Source organism: Streptomyces sp. DT2A-34, assembly GCF_030499515.1.
Lineage (GTDB): Bacteria > Actinomycetota > Actinomycetes > Streptomycetales > Streptomycetaceae > Streptomyces.
Map to the genome: position 1 here is coordinate 3,780,415 of NZ_JASTWJ010000001.1, position 17,660 is coordinate 3,798,074.

16 protein-coding genes are annotated in these 17,660 nt (G+C 70.7%); 8 read left to right on the forward strand and 8 right to left on the reverse strand.

Annotated elements, in window-relative coordinates; genetic code table 11:
- The first annotated feature begins 420 nt into the window (after positions 1-420).
- A complete protein-coding gene (locus tag QQM39_RS16465) occupies positions 421-1,491 on the forward strand; it encodes a C40 family peptidase (protein WP_301997550.1) in 1,071 nt (356 codons plus the stop codon).
- 40 nt (positions 1,492-1,531) lie between these two features.
- Here the strand turns inward: QQM39_RS16465 and QQM39_RS16470 are convergent, their stop codons facing one another.
- Positions 1,532-2,251 carry a response regulator transcription factor gene (locus tag QQM39_RS16470; protein ID WP_093905187.1) on the reverse strand — a complete coding sequence of 240 codons (720 nt, stop codon included), beginning with the start codon at positions 2,249-2,251 and terminating at the stop codon, positions 1,532-1,534.
- Positions 2,248-3,573 (reverse strand): ATP-binding protein, encoded by a 1,326-nt coding sequence (locus QQM39_RS16475; protein WP_301997553.1) that lies wholly within the window; start codon positions 3,571-3,573, stop codon positions 2,248-2,250. The genes QQM39_RS16470 and QQM39_RS16475 overlap by 4 nt, the downstream gene beginning before the upstream one ends.
- 143 nt (positions 3,574-3,716) lie before the next feature.
- On the opposite strand from QQM39_RS16475, the gene QQM39_RS16480 reads away from it, so the two are divergent.
- Positions 3,717-5,150: a PspC domain-containing protein gene (locus QQM39_RS16480; RefSeq protein WP_301997555.1), complete on the forward strand. Its 1,434-nt coding sequence runs from the start codon at positions 3,717-3,719 to the stop codon at positions 5,148-5,150.
- Complete coding sequence (locus tag QQM39_RS16485) at positions 5,137-5,388, forward strand: hypothetical protein (protein WP_301997557.1); 252 nt, start codon at positions 5,137-5,139, stop codon at positions 5,386-5,388. The genes QQM39_RS16480 and QQM39_RS16485 overlap by 14 nt, the downstream gene beginning before the upstream one ends.
- Before the next feature lie 22 nt (positions 5,389-5,410).
- Here QQM39_RS16485 and QQM39_RS16490 read toward each other — a convergent pair whose 3' ends face one another.
- Positions 5,411-5,938, reverse strand: coding sequence for a DoxX family membrane protein (locus QQM39_RS16490; RefSeq protein WP_301997559.1), 528 nt, complete (start codon positions 5,936-5,938; stop codon positions 5,411-5,413).
- Between the two features lie 685 nt (positions 5,939-6,623).
- Here QQM39_RS16490 and QQM39_RS16495 point away from each other — a divergent pair.
- The gene (locus QQM39_RS16495; RefSeq protein ID WP_302003481.1) at positions 6,624-7,826 is read left to right on the forward strand and encodes an IS110 family transposase; all 1,203 of its coding nucleotides are present in this window, start codon (positions 6,624-6,626) and stop codon (positions 7,824-7,826) included.
- A 52-nt stretch (positions 7,827-7,878) separates the two neighbouring features.
- Here QQM39_RS16495 and QQM39_RS16500 read toward each other — a convergent pair whose 3' ends face one another.
- Complete coding sequence (locus QQM39_RS16500) at positions 7,879-9,159, reverse strand: hypothetical protein (RefSeq protein WP_301997560.1); 1,281 nt, start codon at positions 9,157-9,159, stop codon at positions 7,879-7,881.
- Between the two features lie 263 nt (positions 9,160-9,422).
- On the opposite strand from QQM39_RS16500, the gene QQM39_RS16505 reads away from it, so the two are divergent.
- A complete protein-coding gene (locus QQM39_RS16505; RefSeq protein WP_301997562.1) occupies positions 9,423-10,307 on the forward strand; it encodes a DUF4429 domain-containing protein in 885 nt (294 codons plus the stop codon).
- Between the two features lie 170 nt (positions 10,308-10,477).
- On the opposite strand, the gene QQM39_RS16510 is transcribed toward QQM39_RS16505, so the two are convergent.
- The gene (locus QQM39_RS16510) at positions 10,478-10,882 is read right to left on the reverse strand and encodes a hypothetical protein (protein ID WP_301997563.1); all 405 of its coding nucleotides are present in this window, start codon (positions 10,880-10,882) and stop codon (positions 10,478-10,480) included.
- Between the two features lie 63 nt (positions 10,883-10,945).
- The gene (locus QQM39_RS16515; RefSeq protein WP_301997565.1) at positions 10,946-11,752 is read right to left on the reverse strand and encodes a class II aldolase/adducin family protein; all 807 of its coding nucleotides are present in this window, start codon (positions 11,750-11,752) and stop codon (positions 10,946-10,948) included.
- Positions 11,753-11,927: 175 nt separating this feature from the next.
- On the opposite strand from QQM39_RS16515, the gene QQM39_RS16520 reads away from it, so the two are divergent.
- Positions 11,928-12,401 carry a pyridoxamine 5'-phosphate oxidase family protein gene (locus QQM39_RS16520; RefSeq protein ID WP_301997567.1) on the forward strand — a complete coding sequence of 158 codons (474 nt, stop codon included), beginning with the start codon at positions 11,928-11,930 and terminating at the stop codon, positions 12,399-12,401.
- 40 nt (positions 12,402-12,441) lie between these two features.
- On the opposite strand, the gene guaA is transcribed toward QQM39_RS16520, so the two are convergent.
- Complete coding sequence (gene guaA / locus QQM39_RS16525) at positions 12,442-14,019, reverse strand: glutamine-hydrolyzing GMP synthase (protein ID WP_301997569.1); 1,578 nt, start codon at positions 14,017-14,019, stop codon at positions 12,442-12,444.
- 322 nt (positions 14,020-14,341) lie between these two features.
- Between guaA and QQM39_RS16530 the strand changes: the two genes are divergently transcribed.
- On the forward strand, positions 14,342-14,662 hold the full coding sequence (locus QQM39_RS16530) for a chorismate mutase (RefSeq protein WP_301997570.1): 321 nt from the start codon (positions 14,342-14,344) through the stop codon (positions 14,660-14,662).
- A 462-nt stretch (positions 14,663-15,124) separates the two neighbouring features.
- Here QQM39_RS16530 and QQM39_RS16535 read toward each other — a convergent pair whose 3' ends face one another.
- Positions 15,125-16,372, reverse strand: coding sequence for a hypothetical protein (locus QQM39_RS16535; RefSeq protein ID WP_301997571.1), 1,248 nt, complete (start codon positions 16,370-16,372; stop codon positions 15,125-15,127).
- Positions 16,373-16,617: 245 nt separating this feature from the next.
- Between QQM39_RS16535 and QQM39_RS16540 the strand changes: the two genes are divergently transcribed.
- A complete protein-coding gene (locus tag QQM39_RS16540; RefSeq protein ID WP_301997573.1) occupies positions 16,618-17,652 on the forward strand; it encodes an LPXTG cell wall anchor domain-containing protein in 1,035 nt (344 codons plus the stop codon).
- The last annotated feature ends 8 nt before the right edge of the window (positions 17,653-17,660 follow it).

Sequence of the window (17,660 nt, forward strand, 5' to 3'; positions counted from 1 at the left end):
CCACCCCGCCTACCGATCTTGCATATATGCGCCATAGCACCCCGCCACCCCCACAACCCCGGAAACCGCCACATCGGTCAGCACACTGCGTGAACACGACGACCCCACCCCAGGATCACGCTCACTTACGGTCATCCCGCGGTCCGCTCCCGGCACTTCCGTACAACGCGTTACCGACCCGACACAGTGAGGTTTAGCGTCCTCCACCAGGTGACCGGCTCCCCACCGCCGCCCGGGCCAGGGGCGGCAGTCGGACACCACCGCCGAGGAAGTCCGGCGGCGGCCCGCTCCCCCTGTGTGGGCAGCCGCCGGACGCGTAACCAGCCCCCCGGCACCCCCGGCGTCCTACGGCCGCTCCCCCAGGCGCCCGTAAGGGACGAGGCGGTCGTAGGCGGTCGTACGAAAGGACGTGCAGTCCACGTGGCAGCGCACCGCAAGCCCCGTCAGCGCTCGGCCGGCGGCAACACGGCCCGCACGGCATGGACGATCGCCCTGGCGGGCGCGGCGACGGCGACGGGGTTCGACGGGACCGGACACGCCGAGCCGCAGCTGACACCGGAGCAGGTCAAGGCGAAGGTGGACAAGCTGTACCAGGAGGCGGAGGTCGCCACCGAGAAGTACAACGGCGCGAAGGAGAAGGCGGACACGGCCGAACGGCGCATCAGGACACTGCAGGACGAGGCCGCGCGCAAGACGGAGAAGCTCAACTCGGCGCGGGAGGCGCTGGGTTCGATGGCGGCTGCGCAGTACCGCGACGGCGGCCTCGACCCGTCCCTCCGGCTCGCGCTCTCCGCCAACCCCGACCGGTACCTCGACGGAGCGGAGTTCGCGGAACGCGCCGGCAACCGTCAGGCGGCGTCCGTCGCGAGCGTCCGCGAGCAACTCCGCGAGATCGAGCAGCTGCGCGGAGCCGCACGTGTCGAACTGGCCTCGCTGAAGTCCCGCCAGGCCGAACTGCGACGCCACAAGAACACGATCACCGGCAAGCTGGACGCGGCCCGAAGCCTGCTCGCCCGACTGACCGCCGAGGAGCGGGCCCGGCTCGGGGCGAGCGCAGCCGACGCAGCCCGCGCCGCACGCTCCTCGACGGGCACCCGCGACGCCCTGACGGCCCCCGGCTCCGTCACGGCGCAGGCCCCCAACTCCCGTGCCGCCGCCGCGGTTTCCTACGCTCACACCAAGATCGGCAGCCCCTACGTCTGGGGCGCGACCGGCCCGGACGCCTTCGACTGCTCCGGCCTCACCCAGGCCGCGTACCGCTCGGCCGGCATCTCCCTGCCCCGCACGACCTACGCCCAGATCGACGCCGGCCGCCGTGTCTCCCGCGCCGAACTGCTCCCGGGTGACCTGGTGTTCTTCTACTCCGGCATCAGCCACGTGGGTCTCTACATCGGCAACGGCCAGATGATCCACGCCCCGAACCCGTCCGCACCGGTCCGGGTGGCCCCGCTCGACGAGATGCCGTTCGCGGGCGCCACGCGGGTGGTGTGAGCGAGCGAGCCGGGGCCGGGAGCGCTGCCCGGGCCCGGGATCACACCAGGCGCCGTGCCGTCGCCCACCGCGTCAGCTCATGCCGATTCGACAACTGGAGCTTCCTCAGCACCGCCGAGACATGGGACTCGACCGTCTTGACGGAGATGAAGAGCTGCTTGGCGATCTCCTTGTACGCGTACCCCCGCGCAATCAGCCGCAGCACCTCCCGCTCGCGCTGGGTCAGGCGGTCGAGGTCCTCGTCGACGGGCGGGGCGTCGGTGGAGGCAAAGGCGTCCAGCACGAACCCGGCAAGACGCGGCGAGAAGACCGCGTCGCCCTCCTGGACCCGGAAGATGGAGTCGACCAGATCCGTGCCGGTGATCGTCTTCGTGACGTATCCGCGCGCACCGCCCCGGATCACCCCGATCACATCCTCCGCCGCGTCCGAGACGGACAGCGCGAGGAAGCGGACGGGCTGCTCGGCGTCCGCCATCAACGGGGCGCAGCGACGCAGGACTTCGACCCCGCCGCCACCCGGAAGGTGTACGTCGAGGAGGACGACCTCGGGCCGGGTCGCGGTGATGACCGTGACCGCCTGGTCGACGTCCGCGGCCTCGCCGACGACCTCGACGCCGGTCTGCTCGGTGCGGCCGATCTCGGCCTGGACTCCCGTGCGGAACATGCGGTGGTCGTCGACGAGGACCACGCGCACGTGCCGCTCGCCCGCGCTCCCGCCGGTCGACTCCACAGGCTCGTTCGCCTCGGTCGGGTCGCTCATGACGTCTTCTCCGCCCTCTCCATCTCCAGCTCGACCTCTGTACCGCCGCCGGGCACCGCCCTCAGCCGGGCCGTGCCGCCGTTGCGCTCCATGCGGCCGATGATCGATTCTCTGACGCCCATGCGATCGGCGGGTATCGAGTCGAGGTCGAAGCCCGGACCGCGGTCCCGGACGGACACGAAGACGGTCTTCCCCTCCACTTCGGCGTAGACCTGCACGGCGCCGCCCTCGCCACCGTACTTCGCGGCGTTCACCATCGCCTCGCGCGCGGCCTGCATCTGTGCGCCGATTTTCTCGTCGAGCGGGCAGTCGCCGACGACCACGACCTCTATGGGGACGCCGTGTTTGTCCTCCACCTCCGCGGCGTTGCGCCGGACCGCGTCGGCGAGGTGGGTGGGTTCGTCGGCCTCGTCCTTGCCGGTGCCCTCGGGTTTGTAGAGCCAGGTGCGCAGGTCGCGCTCCTGGGCGCGGGCGAGGCGGCGGACCTCGTTCGCGTTCTCCGCGTTGCGCTGGATCAGGGTCAGGGTGTGCAGCACCGAGTCGTGGACGTGCGCGGCGACCTCGGCGCGCTCCTGGGCGCGGATGCGCATCAGGCGTTCCTCGGAGAGGTCCTGGGTCATCCGGACCAGGTACGGGCCCGCGAGGAGCGTTATACCGACGAGGACCGCCAGGGCCGCCTGCAGGACGGAGCCGAGGTGGTCGGCGGAGCCCTGCAGGACGAAGATTCCGGAGACGCCGGCCGTGACCAGGACGACGCCGCCCGCGGCGCGCAGCAGCGTCAGGGTGCGCCGATGCCGACCAACCTCCATCCAGCGGGCCCGGCGGGCGTTGTCCGCCTGGCGCCAGACCAGGGCGACGCCCGCGCCGACCAGCACGGCGGGCAGGAGGTAGGCCTTGGCTCCGCTGCCCAGGTCCACGCTGCCGACGAAGACCATCGCCACCACGACCATGAGGAGCAGCGCGACGATCTGCCCCTTGTCCGGCTTGCGGGCGACGAGTCTGCGGCGGCCGTCGGCCGCGGTCTCGGTGGCGAAGGGGGAGGGCCGCTGCGCGTCGACACCGCCGACGCCGAGCGGCACGAAGAACCAGAACGCGGCATACAGCAGCGCGCCGAGGCCGTCCGCCATGAACAGGCCGACGAAGACGAGTCGCACCCAGATGACGGGCAGGCCGAGATGTCCGGCGAGCCCCCGCGCCACGCCCCCGAGCCAGCGTCCGTCGCTGCTGCGGTAGAGCTTGCGCGGCGGCCGCGGTTCGACGAGTGGCGCTGCTGCGGCTTCCGGCATGCCATCGATGTTCACACGGCCGGAGCAGCAGGGCATCAGGGTCGACCCCCGAGACTCCCCTGATCTTCGAACCCCTCCACCTCGAACGCTTCCCCAGACCCCCCTCAGGGACCGATATCAGGGTCCGACCAGGGTCATTCCGACTCCCGCCACGCCGACCCGCCCGTCACCATGGACACATGACAGATCACCAGCCCGCCGCGGACTCCGTGCCCGAGCCGGACGCCGTGCCCACCGCAGGCACCCCGTCCGGCCCGGCACCCGCGAGCGCCGTGGGTGAGGAACCGCGCGCGCACGCGGGCACGGAAGCAGGAGCGCCCGCCGAAGCGGGTGCACTCGACCCGCCGCGCAAGTTCCGGCGCGACCGGCGGTACAAGATGCTGGCCGGCGTCTGCGCGGGGCTCGGCCGGCAGTGCGACATGGACCCGGTGATCTTCCGAATCACCCTCGCCGTGCTCTCCGCGACCGGCGGCATCGGCCTCATCTTCTACGGGTTCGCCTGGCTCTTCGTCCCGTACGACGACGAGGACGAGAACGAGGTCCGCAAGCTGCTGACCGGCCGGGTCGACGGCCAGGCGCTGACGGCCGTGCTGTTCGCGCTGGTCGGCTGCGGCGTGTTCCTGACACTGCTGAGGAACGGCGGTGTGCTGGCCTTCGCCGTCGTCCTCTCCCTCCTCGTGGCGGGCGCCGGCTACTGGTCGCGGCACCGCGCCACTCCCGACCCCGACCCGCTCGCCGCCCAGGCCGTCGCCGACGCCCCACCCGAGGCCCAGGCTCCACCGGTCCCCGCCGCCTACCCCTCCTGGTGGCGCGACCCCATCGTCAAGGACGGCACGCACGACGGCGGCACGGGCTATCTCTGGGGCCCTCGCGACTCCCGCGACCGCGACATCGCGGCGGCCGTCAACATCAGCCTCGGCACCACCTGGAGCAGCCGCCAGGACATACGCGCCCGGCGCCCCCACCAGCCGAAGCCGCGCGGCCCCCGTTGGATCGGCGGCTGGGTGTTCCTGCTGGCCCTGCTCGCGGGCGCCCTCGGCACCAGCGCGACGTGGGAGGACCACGCGCTCGGCACCAGTCTGCAGACCGGCCTGTCCTGCGCGCTGCTCGTCCTCGGCCTGGGCATAGCGGTCAGCGCGTTCCTGGGCCGGACAGGGGCAGGCTCCATATTCCTGGCGATGATCACAGCAGGCCTCCTGGCCGCCTCGGCCGCGCTGCCCAAGGACATCAGCACGCACTGGATCGAGCGGAACTGGCGACCGGCGGCCGTCGCGGACGTACAACCGCAGTACGACCTCGGCACCGGCGTCGGCACCCTGGACCTGTCCCGGTTGGAGCTCACCGAGGACCAGACGGTGACGACGAGGGCAGACGTGGGCGTGGGCCGACTGAAAGTGATCGTCCCCAAGGACGTGACCGTGGAGGTGAGCATCGACGTGGGGGTGGGAGACATCCAACTGCCGGGCGACGACGAGCAGGACGTGGACGTGGCACCGGGCAAGCACAAGGAGCTGACCCTGACACCGGCCACGGGCACCAAGGATGCGGGCACGCTGGACCTCGAGCTCAGCATCGGCGCGGGACAGGCGGAGGTGAGCCGTGCTACGTCATGAGTTCCAGCCCGGCCGGCTGGTAGCCGGCACCTTCCTGACCCTCGCGGGCGTCATCTACGCCGGTGACGCGGGCGACGCCTGGGAGACGCCGTGGTTCGTGGTGATCCCGCTGGTCGTGGGCGGCCTGTGCCTGGCAGGCGCGGTAGCGGTCCTGACACGGGCGATACGCAGACGCCACCGCCCACCCCACAGTCCCCACCCGACACCCCCGGAGCCCCAACCGGACCCACACCACTGACCGACAGCCCCGCCGACGAGGGCTACCGGTAACCCCCCACCCGCCGCCGCCGCGCGCGAAGTGCGGCGTCCAGCGAAAACATGGGGGCACCCGCGAGCAGGAGCGGCAACCACGCCATCAAATAGGCCAGGTCATTGCCGTAGTAGTACGGATCGGAGGCCCAGCTCACCGTCAACCACAGACTCAGCGAGATGAGCGCACCGCCGAGCGCCGCCGCGCGGGCGAGCAGCCCGACCAGCGTGCCGATACCGACGGCCACCTCACCGATCGCGATGGCATAGCCAAAGGCGACAGGGTTCTCCAGGGCCATGTCGACCATGGCCGGAATGGCCGAGGAATCACGAACGGCCCGCATCATGTCGCCGACCGAGCCCGAGCCGGCGTCCTTCATGAAGGCGCTGTCGGTGAGTTTGTCCAGGCCGGCGTAGATGAAGGTGACGCCGAGAAAGACGCGGAGCGGCAGTAGCGCGTACCGGCCGGCGGCATCCCGCCAGCTCCGGCCGCCGTCGAGGTAAGGGGTGTGCGTGTCCGTGTGCATACGGTGAGTCATCGCCCATAGCCGCCTCTCGCCCGCCGTGCCCTGACCCCTCAAAAGACGATACGTACGCAACGACGCCCCCGCTCAATCCTGTCCCCGCCGCCTTTTTCTGACTTGGCCCGTCCGAGGTTGTGTTTCGGCCTCATATCCGTTCCGGGAAAGGAGGAACCAGCCGCACCCGTGCCGCCCCAGCGGCACGACTGCCCGAGACTGGGGCGTCCGCACGCACGGACCCGCAGCCGCCCACGGCGGCAAGGGGACGTGCCGGGGGGTGTCCGCCCGCAGAGTCCGGTGTCAAGAAACGGCACCTCTCGCCCAACGCCCACCACCGGACCGAGGACGGACACCCCCCGGCACGGCCCCGACCCACAACGCACCCGCAGGCGCCACGCGCACCCCCACCGGACAGCACGGGCCGCCGCAGGCATCCCGGCTCAACCGCCGGAGGCACCCGCAGGCCCCCCATTACCTTTTTGGTAGCCCCGCAATGGGGCGCCCGGCCTTCGGAGTTGGCATGACTTTCTCCCCCTGTCGATCGCATGTCTTGGGGGGTGGTGTCACCGGCTCCGGAGGCATCGACAGACCGCTGATTAGGGGCATGACCACCGGCTTCTTCGCAGGTCGGGAGGCTCTTCGTAATGTGGATGTGGCGATCGGTGCCGTGGGACGGCCGGGCGAGGACGACCGAAGGACGCACGTGATCGACGTCAGTGACATCGGCGCTTTCCTCGGCCTGGACGTCGGCAAGGGCGAACACCACGCCACCGCCGTCACCCCGGCCGGGAAGAAGGCCTTCGACAAGCGGCTGCCCAACAGCGAGCCGAAGCTCCGCGAAGTGTTCGGCAAACTGCAGGCCAAGCACGGGACCGTGCTCGTGGTGGTCGACCAGCCGGCCTCGATCGGGGCTCTGCCGCTGGCGGTGGCCCGGGACATGGGCTGCCCGGTCGCCTATCTGCCCGGCCTGACGATGCGGCGGATCGCCGACCTCTATCCCGGCGAGGCCAAGACAGATGCCCGCGACGCGTTCGTCATCGCAGACGCGGCCCGCGTCATGCCTCACACGCTCCGCTCGGTCGACCTCGAGGACGAGACCATCGCCGAGCTGGAGATGATCGTCGGCTTCGACGACGACCTGGCCGGCGAAGCAACCCGCATCAGCAACCGCCTGCGGGGCCTGCTCACCCAGATCCACCCGTCGCTGGAACGGATCCTGGGCCCACGCGTCCAACACCCGGCCGTGCTCAAGCTCCTCGACCAGTTCGGCTCCCCGGCCCAGATCCGCAAAGCCGGACGCCGACGGCTCATTGCGTTGATACGCCCGAAGGCACCGCGGATGGCCGAGCGGCTCGTCGAGGACATCTTCACCGCACTGGACGAACAGACCGTCGTCGTCCCGGGCACCGACGCGGCCGCTCTGATCGTCCCCAGCCTCGCCAACTCGCTCCGAGCGGTGCTTGACCAGCGGAAACTCTTGGCCACCCGGATCGAGGAACTGCTGGAGAACCACCCTCTTTCCAAGGTCCTGACGTCCATGCCGGGGATCGGCGTCAGGACCGGAGCCCGCATCCTCATCGACGTCGGCGACGGCCGTTCGTTCCCGACCGCCGCCCACCTCGCCGCCTACGCCGGCCTCGCCCCCACAACCCGCAGTTCTGGCTCCTCGATCCGCGGCGAACAACCATCCCGCCGCGGAAACAAGCAGCTCAAACGGGCCTTCTTCCTGTCCGCGTTCGCGGCTCTGGCCGACCCGGCCTCCCGGACCTACTACGACAAGAAGATCAGCCAGGGAAAACACCACACCCAAGCCCTCCTCTGCCTCGCGAGACGACGAGCCGACGTGCTCTTCGCGATGCTCCGCGACGGCACCTTCTACGACCCCCAACCCGCCCCATCAGCTTGACGAAACCCATAGGGGCACCCCCCCCGGCCCCACCGCCGGAGGCACCGGGCCCTCAGTCAGTCACATCAATCCCATACCGATTCGTCTCCACCCCCGCCGCAGTAACCACCTGCACCTCCACCCGCCCCGGCTCCACATCCGCCGGCACAGGCACCCTCAGCACCGCATCCGTCGGATTGCTGAACCCCCCGCTCACCGGCACCAACGGCACATGGACATGCACCGCCCCGATCCGCACCACCATCCGCGACAACCGGTCGGCCCCCTGCGCCCCGGGCGGCACGAACCCGGCCCCTCGGATCTCGATGTCGTCCCCGGTACGGATCGGCGCGTCCAAGTCACCCGCCTCCCGCGCCCGCACCACAGAGAGGATCACCGGCCGACCGCCCTCCGCATACTTCCCGGCCAGATACGTCGCCGCCGAGATCAGCACCACCACAGCCAGCCCCCACGGCAGATCGGGCAACTGATCCGGCCGCCGCCCCAACCGCACCGCCGCGAACAGCAACGCAACCCCGCCGATCACGACGTACTGGATGTCCGCGAACGTCCCCCGCCCCGCATCATCCGTCAGCAGATCCGCCGCCCGAGGCCGATCCGCCCGCACCTTCTGCAACCGCTGCCCTAGCACCCGCACTCCGACCACCCGCCGCACCAGCACAGCGATCGCGCACACCACCGCCAGCACGGTCACCACACCGGCACCCCGCCCGAGCTCGAGACCGGCGATCAGCGCATCGCGCTCCTCGTGCCCGGAGGCCCCTGCCAGCCTCCCCACGAGCACCAGCACGGCGTAAACCACGAACAGCACCCACGCCCCGGCCACCGCACGCGACGTGGACAGCCGGTTGTCCTCACCGATGACCGGCGCCAGCGCCCCGCCCCGCGCCCGGTGGAACCAGGACGCCGCGGTCAGCGCTCCGGCCGTCACGAGCGCCGCCAGCAACCCGGCGGTGCGCGCCGAAGTCCACCCCGCCCCGATCGCCGTGAACGCCTGCACCAGCAGCAGTACGACGACCAGAACCCAGACCGCCGACGCCGTACGCCACCACAGTCGCGCCAGCCACGCCTGGCCCTCGGCCCGCCCTCGTTCGGCGACCTGTTCCGCCGACTGCGTCAGTTCCTCGGAAACCCACTGCCGGGAGGCCGAGGCCGAGTGGGCCACCGCGGCCGGCAGCCCCTGCCCGGCCGCGAACTCGTCCCGTTTCCGCAGGAATTCGGCGACGGCCCGCCGATGCCCCGCACGCGCCCCGTGCGGACAGCCCCCACAGGTGCAGCCGCCCCCATGCGCGCCCGCAGCCGCGCCGCCCTGCCCAGCCTCCTGCACCGCCACGCCCGATGCCCGCCTTCCATACCCTCACGACCTGGTGCTCCAGCAACCAGATGACCACATGGCCTTATAGCCTCACGGCCCCCCGACCGGCAGCCGGATCTCACATACCGGCCATCACAGATTGCGGCCACCGCGCGCACCACCGACAACTCCCGTACGACGACAGCGAATTGTGCCGCACAGCCCCCGCTCCCCTCCCGCAGGCCCGGTCGGCGCGGGTGATGAGAGCGCCATCGTGTTGACCCGACTGCGAGAATTCCCTTATGGCCGAGATCATCCAGCGCGACGGGACCTGGGCCTTCGACGGCACAACGGTCCGGATCACGCCGGGACTCCACCGCTCCGTACCGCTGTTCCGGCAGACGTACGGGGAGATCGCCGTACCCCTCGAAGCCGTCGCGAGCATCGTCTTCGAGCCCGAACGCAAACGCGGACGGCTGCGCATGCGGCTGCGTGAGGGCGCCGACCCGCTGCTCCAGGCGACCGGCGGCCGGCTCCCGGACCCGGCGGATCCGTACCGGCTGACGGTGGAAGTCGACCGCGCCGGGGTCGCCGAGTACGTCGCTGAGGAGATCCGGCACGCACTACTCCTGGACCAGATCCCCAAGGAACCGACCAGGACTTACCTCCTCCCCGGCCCGCCCGTACCCGTCTCCGTCCGCTCCTCCGACGGCACGGTCTCCTTCGACGGCACCCAGGTGCGCATCGACTGGTCCGACACCTCCGACCGGGTCAAACGGGCCACCGGCCCGCGCATCATCGACGTCGGCGACCTCGTCCAGGTCGAGTGGCTGCCCAACTCCGGCTACGAGGACGGCTTCCTGCGCTTCGTGACCCGCGAGACGGTGTTCTCCAAACTCCCGCCCGAGAAGGACCCGTACGCCCTGGACCTGTGGGGCAGCACCCGCCGCGACCTGCTCACGGCCCTGATCGCCACCGCGGTCACCGCCCGCCTGCCGCACCCGTCCACCCGCACCGGCGTCGACTCCGCGGACCGCCCCCACCCGGCGGCGTCCGTCCCGCCCCCGGCCGACCACCACGACATACTTCTGCGCCGCCTGCGGGAACTGGGCGAACTCCACCGGGACGGGGTCCTCACGGACGAGGAGTTCGCGATGACGAAGGCGGTCATCATGCGAGACTTCTAGGGCCCGTTGCGAAAGTGGCTCCTGCCGCGCGGCGTCCGGCACGCACTCTCGCCGCACCGCCCGAAAGCCCGAGTACGCCCAGTACGAGGGCTTCCGGGCGGCACGCCGAGAGCACGCACCGACGCCGCGCGGCCGCCCTACGGGCGACGACGCCACTTTCGCAACAGGCCCTAGTCCTGCTTCCCGTGGGCCTCCAGGAACTCCCGCGCGGCCTCGGACGTGAGCAGCCGCGGCAGGACCCGCCGCAGCGCAGCCGAGTGCTGCTGAACGCGCTTGAGCGCGCTTCGGCGATTCGGGGCATTGCCGGGGACGTCTTGGGGCGGGCCGTACCCGGCGGCGACGTATACGTCTTCCAGCCACGCGCTGCCCTGCCGCTTGCCGTCGGGCCCGACCGAAACCAGCAGAGTCGTGACCGTCGGTTCCCGCCCGCCGAGAAGCCAGACCTCGATCCGCAGGTCGGCACGGCGGAAGAGCACCCCGTTCTCGGTCTGCTCCGGCCCCGAGAAACCCCCCTCCTCCGTCAGGAAGGAGAAGGCCGCTCCCGCCTCCGACCGAAACTCCTCATCCAGACCCATCCGCCGCCCCATGCAGCGATGATCGACCCTTCGCCGCACCGGTGAAAGGCGAAAACTCGACGGCTAGCTCAGCAGATCCGGCTCGCTGCGGCTGACCTCCTGCCAGAGCGGCTGGTAGTTGATCCACGCCACCAGATCCCCGCCCAACTGCTCCCGCGTGGCCACCGCCTGCCGATGCTCGATGAGTACCGGGCGCCCCGCGGCCTTGGCGGTGAGCTGCACCTGGCAGGACCGCTCCATCGACAGGAACCACCAGGCCGCCGCGTCGACCGAGTCGCCGACGGTCAGCAAGCCGTGGTTGCGCAGGACGAGCGCCTTGTGTGAGCCGAGCGCGGCCGCGATCCGTCGGCCCTCCAGGGCGTCGACGGCGACCCCCGAGTAGGCGTCGTAGAGCGCGTGGTCCTCGTAGAAGGCGCAGCTCTCCTGGGTGATCGGGTCCAGCAGTTCCCCGAGCGCCGCGAGCGCCCGCCCGTGCACCGAGTGGCAGTGGGTGACGGCGACGACGTCCGGGCGGGCGGCGTGGACCTGGGAGTGCACGGTGAAGGCCGCCTGGTTGACGTGGTAGCGGCCCTCGATCACCTGTCCCTCGGAGTTGGCGAGCACCAGGTCGCTGACGGTGACGTGCTTGAACGGCATCCCGAACGGGTTGACCCAGAAGCAGTCGCTGAACTCGGGATCGCGCGCGGTGATGTGGCCCGAGACCCCGTCCTCGAACCCGAGCCGCCCGAAGATCCGCAGCGCGCCCGCGAGCCGTTCCTTGCGGTGCCGACGCTCGTCCTCGACCGACTCGTGCATCGGCGGCATCGCGAACCGCAACTGGTCGGTGGGCAGCGGCGAGGGCGGAATCGGCCCGAGGGGCGTCCCGTGCATGTGTCCTCCAGCACTGGGTTGCTTACGGGGCGGAAGTTACCGTCGGTCAGCGCAGGAGAACAGAGATGTTCTGTAAAGATGCGGCCCTCGTCACGCCCTCGTCACGGCCTCCTCACGCCCCCGGGGCCGCGGAAACCGGACAGCAGATGTCGGATATCGGCGCCACACTCGCCGTATGACAGCGAACTGGGCAACCTTCACCGCGGCGGAACCGGAGCTCGCCCGCACCGCCGAGGAGCGCTTCTGCGCCTTCACCCACCACGTCCTCGCCACCCTCCGCAAGGACGGCTCCCCCCGCACCACCGGCCTGGAGGTCCGCTTCCTCGACGGCGAGCTGTGGCTCGGCATGATGCCGAACTCCCTCAAGGCCCTCGACCTGCGCCGCGATCCGCGCTTCGCGCTCCAGGCGAACCCCGGGGAGGGGCAGTCCATGGGCGGCGGCGACGTACGGATCGCCGGGCGGGCGATCGAGGTCGAGGACCCGGAGGTGAAGGCCGCATACGGCGAAGAGGTGGAACCGCCGGAGCCGTTCCACCTCTTCCGTACCGAGCTGACGCAGGTCGTGCGGACCTATGTCGAGGACGACAAGTACCTGGTCGTCCAGATCTGGCAGCCCGGCGAGCCCCTGCGCACGATCAAGCGCACCTAGGGCCCGCCCCACTCGCCTGTAGGGCCCTGGCCCGTGGGGCCTACTCCCACTCGATCGTCCCCGGCGGCTTCGACGTCACGTCGAGGACGACACGGTTGACGTCCCGCACCTCGTTGGTGATCCGGGTCGAGATCCGCGCCAGGACCTCGTACGGCAGTCGCGACCAGTCGGCGGTCATCGCGTCCTCGGACGAGACGGGCCGCAGCACGATCGGGTGGCCGTACGTCCGCCCGTCACCCTGCACACCCACGCTGCGCACGTCCGCGAGCAGGACCACCGGGCACTGCCAGATGTCCCGGTCGAGGCCGGCCGCCGTGAGCTCCTCGCGGGCGATGGCGTCGGCCTCGCGGAGGAGGTCGAGACGCTCCTTCGTCACCTCACCGACGATGCGGATGCCGAGGCCCGGGCCCGGGAACGGCTGGCGCTGGACGATCTCGTCCGGCAGGCCGAGCTCCTGGCCGACCATGCGGACCTCGTCCTTGAACAGCTTGCGCAGCGGCTCGATCAGCTTGAATTCGAGGTCTTCCGGCAGGCCGCCGACGTTGTGGTGCGACTTGATGTTGGCCGTGCCGGTGCCGCCGCCGGACTCGACCACGTCCGGGTACAGCGTGCCCTGGACGAGGAACTCCACCGCCGGACCCTCGTCCGCGATGATCTCGGCCTGCGCCTGCTCGAAGACCCGGATGAACTCCCGGCCGATGATCTTCCGCTTCTCCTCGGGGTCCGAGACACCCTTCAAAGCGGTCAGGAACCGCTCCTCCGCGTCCACGACCTTCAGCTGTACGCCGGTCGCGGCCACGAAGTCCTTCTCGACCTGCTCGGTCTCGCCCTTGCGCATCAGTCCGTGGTCGACGTACACGCAGGTCAGCTGGGAGCCGATGGCCTTCTGGACCAGGGCGGCGGCCACGGCGGAGTCCACGCCGCCGGACAGACCGCAGATGGCGCGCTTGTCGCCGACCTGCTCGCGGATGGCCGCGACCTGCTCCTCGATGACGTTGCCGGTGGTCCAGTTCGGGGTCAGGCCCGCGCCCCGGTACAGGAAGTGCTCCAGCACCTGCTGGCCGTGCGTGGAGTGCATGACCTCGGGGTGGTACTGGACGCCGTACAGCTTCGCCTCGTCGTTCTCGAAGGCGGCGACCGGGACGACATCCGTGGAGGCCGTCACGGAGAAGCCCTCGGGGGCGGCGGAGCAGGCGTCGCCGTGCGACATCCACACGTGCTGCTCGGCCGGGGTGCCCTCGAAGAGGGTGGAGGACGACTTCGACACGTGGAGATCCGTACGGCCGTACTCGCGGGCGCCGGTGTTGTCGACCGTCCCGCCCAGGCTCTGCGCCATGAGCTGGAAGCCGTAGCACATGCCGAAGACGGGGACGCCGGCCTCGAAGAGCGCGCGGTCGATACGGGGGGCGCCCTCCTCGTACACGGACGAGGGGCCGCCGGAGAGGATGATCGCCGCCGGGCTCTTGGCGAGCATCTCGGCGACCGGCATGGTGCTCGGCACGATCTCGCTGTAGACCCGGGCCTCGCGGACGCGACGGGCGATGAGCTGGGCGTACTGCGCACCGAAGTCGACGACCAGAACGGTGTCGGGGGCGGCTGCGGGGTTCGCTGATGACACGGGTTGCCTTCCGGCGGTGAGCGAGGTGTGTGTGAGGCCGAGTCTACCGGGCTCGGCGGGAGCCCCCCTGGGCCGAAGGCCGTCTCAGGATGCGAACCGCCTTGGACGCCTCCGGGAGGCAGGGCATACTGACCCCATGCTCACGCACCCGGCCTACCTCTTTACCTATGGCAACCGGCCCACCGGCTGCCATGGTCGTGCTGCTTGAGCAACTGACAAGCGACTTCCCAGGCGCCCCGGGCCGACAAGGTCCGGGGCGCCTGGCGTTTCCGGGTCCTGTCGCTCCGGGGCGGCCCCGCCCATCCAGCGAGGAGCCTCCGAGATGACCACCACCTCCACCACCCCCGCACAGACCCAGACCTCAGCAGCTGACGCTGCGGGCGGCGCGCACACCGCCGAGGCCGCCGGCGTGATCACCGGCGCCCGTGAACGCATCGACGCGCTCGACGACCGGATCATCGGCCTGATCCAGGAACGGATGGCCGTCTCGGCCGTCATCCAGGAGGCGCGGATCACCTCCGGCGGTCGGCGGGTGAACCTCTCCCGCGAGATGGAGGTCCTCAACCACTACAGCGAGGCGCTGGGCAAGCCGGGTACGGCGCTCGCCATGACGCTCCTCGAACTGTGCCGCGGTCGCATCTGAGTTCGGGCCCCCCTCTCACCCGTACGGCCCGTGACGCCTCCCGGATGCCTTCGTTGGTACCGGTGTCCGTGCCAGCCAGGGGCGGGCCCGAAAGAACCACGCGTGGCTCGCTGGAGTGATGAGGCGTACGGATCGTGCCGTGCGCCGTGGGACCTCGCTCCAGGTAAGTGACCGGACGGCAGGGGACAGCAGCCCGGTCACCCAAGAGAACGGTCGGCTCCGGGGACGCCCGGGGCCGACCGGCGGAAGTGCCGGAACGGAGTACAAGGCCGGGTCGAGCGGTTGCGGTGCCCGCACCCATCCAGCACGATTCGAGAAAGCTCCGAGTCCCGTCGTAGACCCGGACCACAGGACCAGCGGCGCACCCCCCGGCGCCGCTCCCCAAGCACCGACGCTGCCCTGACGTCGGTGCTGACGAAAGAAGGGCCCCGCGGCTCCGCCCTGCGGGGCCCTTCTCATGTCTCACGTGCGCGAGACGGTGCCGCACTCGTCCTCGGCCCGGTCCAGCTCCCTGCTGCGGTCGTACGGGTCGACCACCTCGCCGGAGGGCCCGGGACTGGCGTACAGATCGGCCTGGAACAGCGGCTGGATGAGACCGTCACCGTCCCGGCAGTTGTCGTTGGAGATCTCGCCGTCGAGGTCGTACACCCAGATGTGCCCCTCGGTCCCCTGGAATCTGGCGGGATCCGAGACGTCCACCTGGACGACCCGGCGGACGATCGTACGGGTGACCTCGTTTCCACCACCGGCCCTGGCCAGCGGGTAGACGAAGGTGTAGTCGGCCCGGATCCGTGCCTGGCCGGCCACGTCCCCGGGTTCGACGGTCATACGGCCGCGGACCCTGACCTCGGTGCCCACGAGTTCGACCTTGTCGGGGTCGAAGCGGGTGAAGGTCCATGTGGGGTCGTTCTTCACCGTGGGGTGGCGCAGGGCGGACCGCAGGTCGGACAGGTAGTCCTGCTGCAGCGGGTCGACGAGCGCCAGTGCCTTCTTCGGTTCGGCGCCGTACAGCACATCGCGGTCGAGGTTCGAGGCGACCAGGAAGTCCTTGGTCAGCCCCAGCGCCGTCGCGATCCGCGCGGCGGAGACTCCGCCGACGGCCTTCGACGCCTTCGGCACCTCGATGGCGTCCGCGCCCGCGGCCCAGCGTTCGGCCGGGGAGCCGGTGAAGGGCCGCTTCCGCGTCGGCAGACCGGCAGCGTCGCCGGGCGCGCCGCTCGGCCGGCTCGTCTCCGGGGCCAGCGGCGACGCCGAAGCGGGCGCCGCGTCCTGCGAACCGCCGGGCAGCCAGGACAGCGCGGCGGAGGGCTTGAGGGCGATCAGGGCCACCGCGACGGCGAGCAGCACGCCGAGGGCGCTCCAGACCTTCCGCCCACGTGAGCCCCGGCCGTTCCTCTCCTGCCAGGCCGGCCCCGTACGCCATCCTTCGGGCTGCCAGGGCTCGGCGGGCGCCTTCTTCCTTCCCCAGCGGCGTCCGGCGCGCGACTGCCGGGCCTCCGCCTCGTCCAGCGCGCGCAGCCGTTCGGCCACCATCCGCGCCCGGGCGGACGGCTCCTTCGGGGCGGCGGCGGGATCGCGCTCGGCGTCCTGGACGAACTTCTCCCATGCCTCGTCCGGTATGGACGAGCCCCGGGGCAGGGGCGAGGAGCCACCGGAGTCACGGTCGGACGCGGATTCCGGTCTGGGCCCTTCGGACGGCTTGTCGGTCACGGCGGTATGCGCTTCCTCTCAGGGGCTGTTGGCCGGCTGAGCGTACGTCAGCTCCGGGCCGCCGAGCGGAGCTTGTCCACATGTGACGCAGACCACATAAGAAACCTGTTAGTGAGAGCACAACCATTCACAGCTGTCGCCGATCAAACCCTGCGTATCAAGGGCCACACCCGCGCCCCACACGCGGAGGCCTCCCTGCCATACGCGTGTTGCGAGTCGCAGCACTCCGGACTTTCGAGGTCTTCATGAAGCTTCGCCGTGCCCTGGCCGCCGCGGCCACGACGGCTGTCATCGCGCCGATAGCTCTGCTGTCCGCGCCGGCCGCGTTCGCCACGGACGAGACCCCGGCGCCGACGGCGTCGGAGGCCACGTCGGCTCCCGAGGAGCCGACGCCCACCGAGGACGAGGTCACGCCGACCACCGAGGAGCCGGCGCCCACCGAGGACGAGGTCACCCCGACCACCGAGGAGCCGACGCCCACCGAGGACGAGACCGCGCCGGCCACCGAAGAGCCGACGCCCACCGAAGAGCCCACCGCCTCCACCTCCGCCTCCCCGTCGCCGAGCGCCAGCGAGAGCGCCCCGGAGGAGGTCGACTACTGCGAGGACGCCGACGACGAGTCGATCGGCCTCAGCGAGGAACTGCACAGCGGTCTGTCGGGCCTGCCCGAGACGATCGTCGCCGGCAGCGGCTGGACCAACTTCTCGTTCAACGTCTCCAACTCCGGGGACCAGGACATCAAGAACATCAAGCCGCTGATCGGCGTCGCGGCACTCGGCTGGGACGAGGTGGACTACTCCGGCCAGATCAAGGTCCAGGTCTTCAACAAGGAGACCGGCAGCTGGCAGACGCTCGCGGACGCCGCCGGTGAGGGCGCGACCTTCACCGCGTTCGCGCTCGACGCCGGCCAGTCGACCTCGTTCAAGCTGCGGCTGAGCGTCAGCGGCAAGGTGCCGGACTCCATCGGCATCACCGGCGGCTTCGCGCAGTACTCGGACGCCGACGGCTGCTGGATCGCCGACGACCCGAACGGCTGGATCTACTTCTTCGACATCCTCGCCGCGGGCTCCGACCCGGGTAACCCGGGCGACGCCAAGCCGCAGACGGGTGGCCAGGCCCCGATCTCCGAGGTCAGCGACGTCGACGTCGACGGCGCGCTCGCCGAGACCGGCTCCAGCTCCAACATGCCGGTCATCGCCACCATCGGTGGCGTCGCCATTGTCGCCGGTGCCGGCGTCATGTTCGCGATGAAGCGTCGTCGGAGCGGTGCCGAGGCGTAAGTCTCACC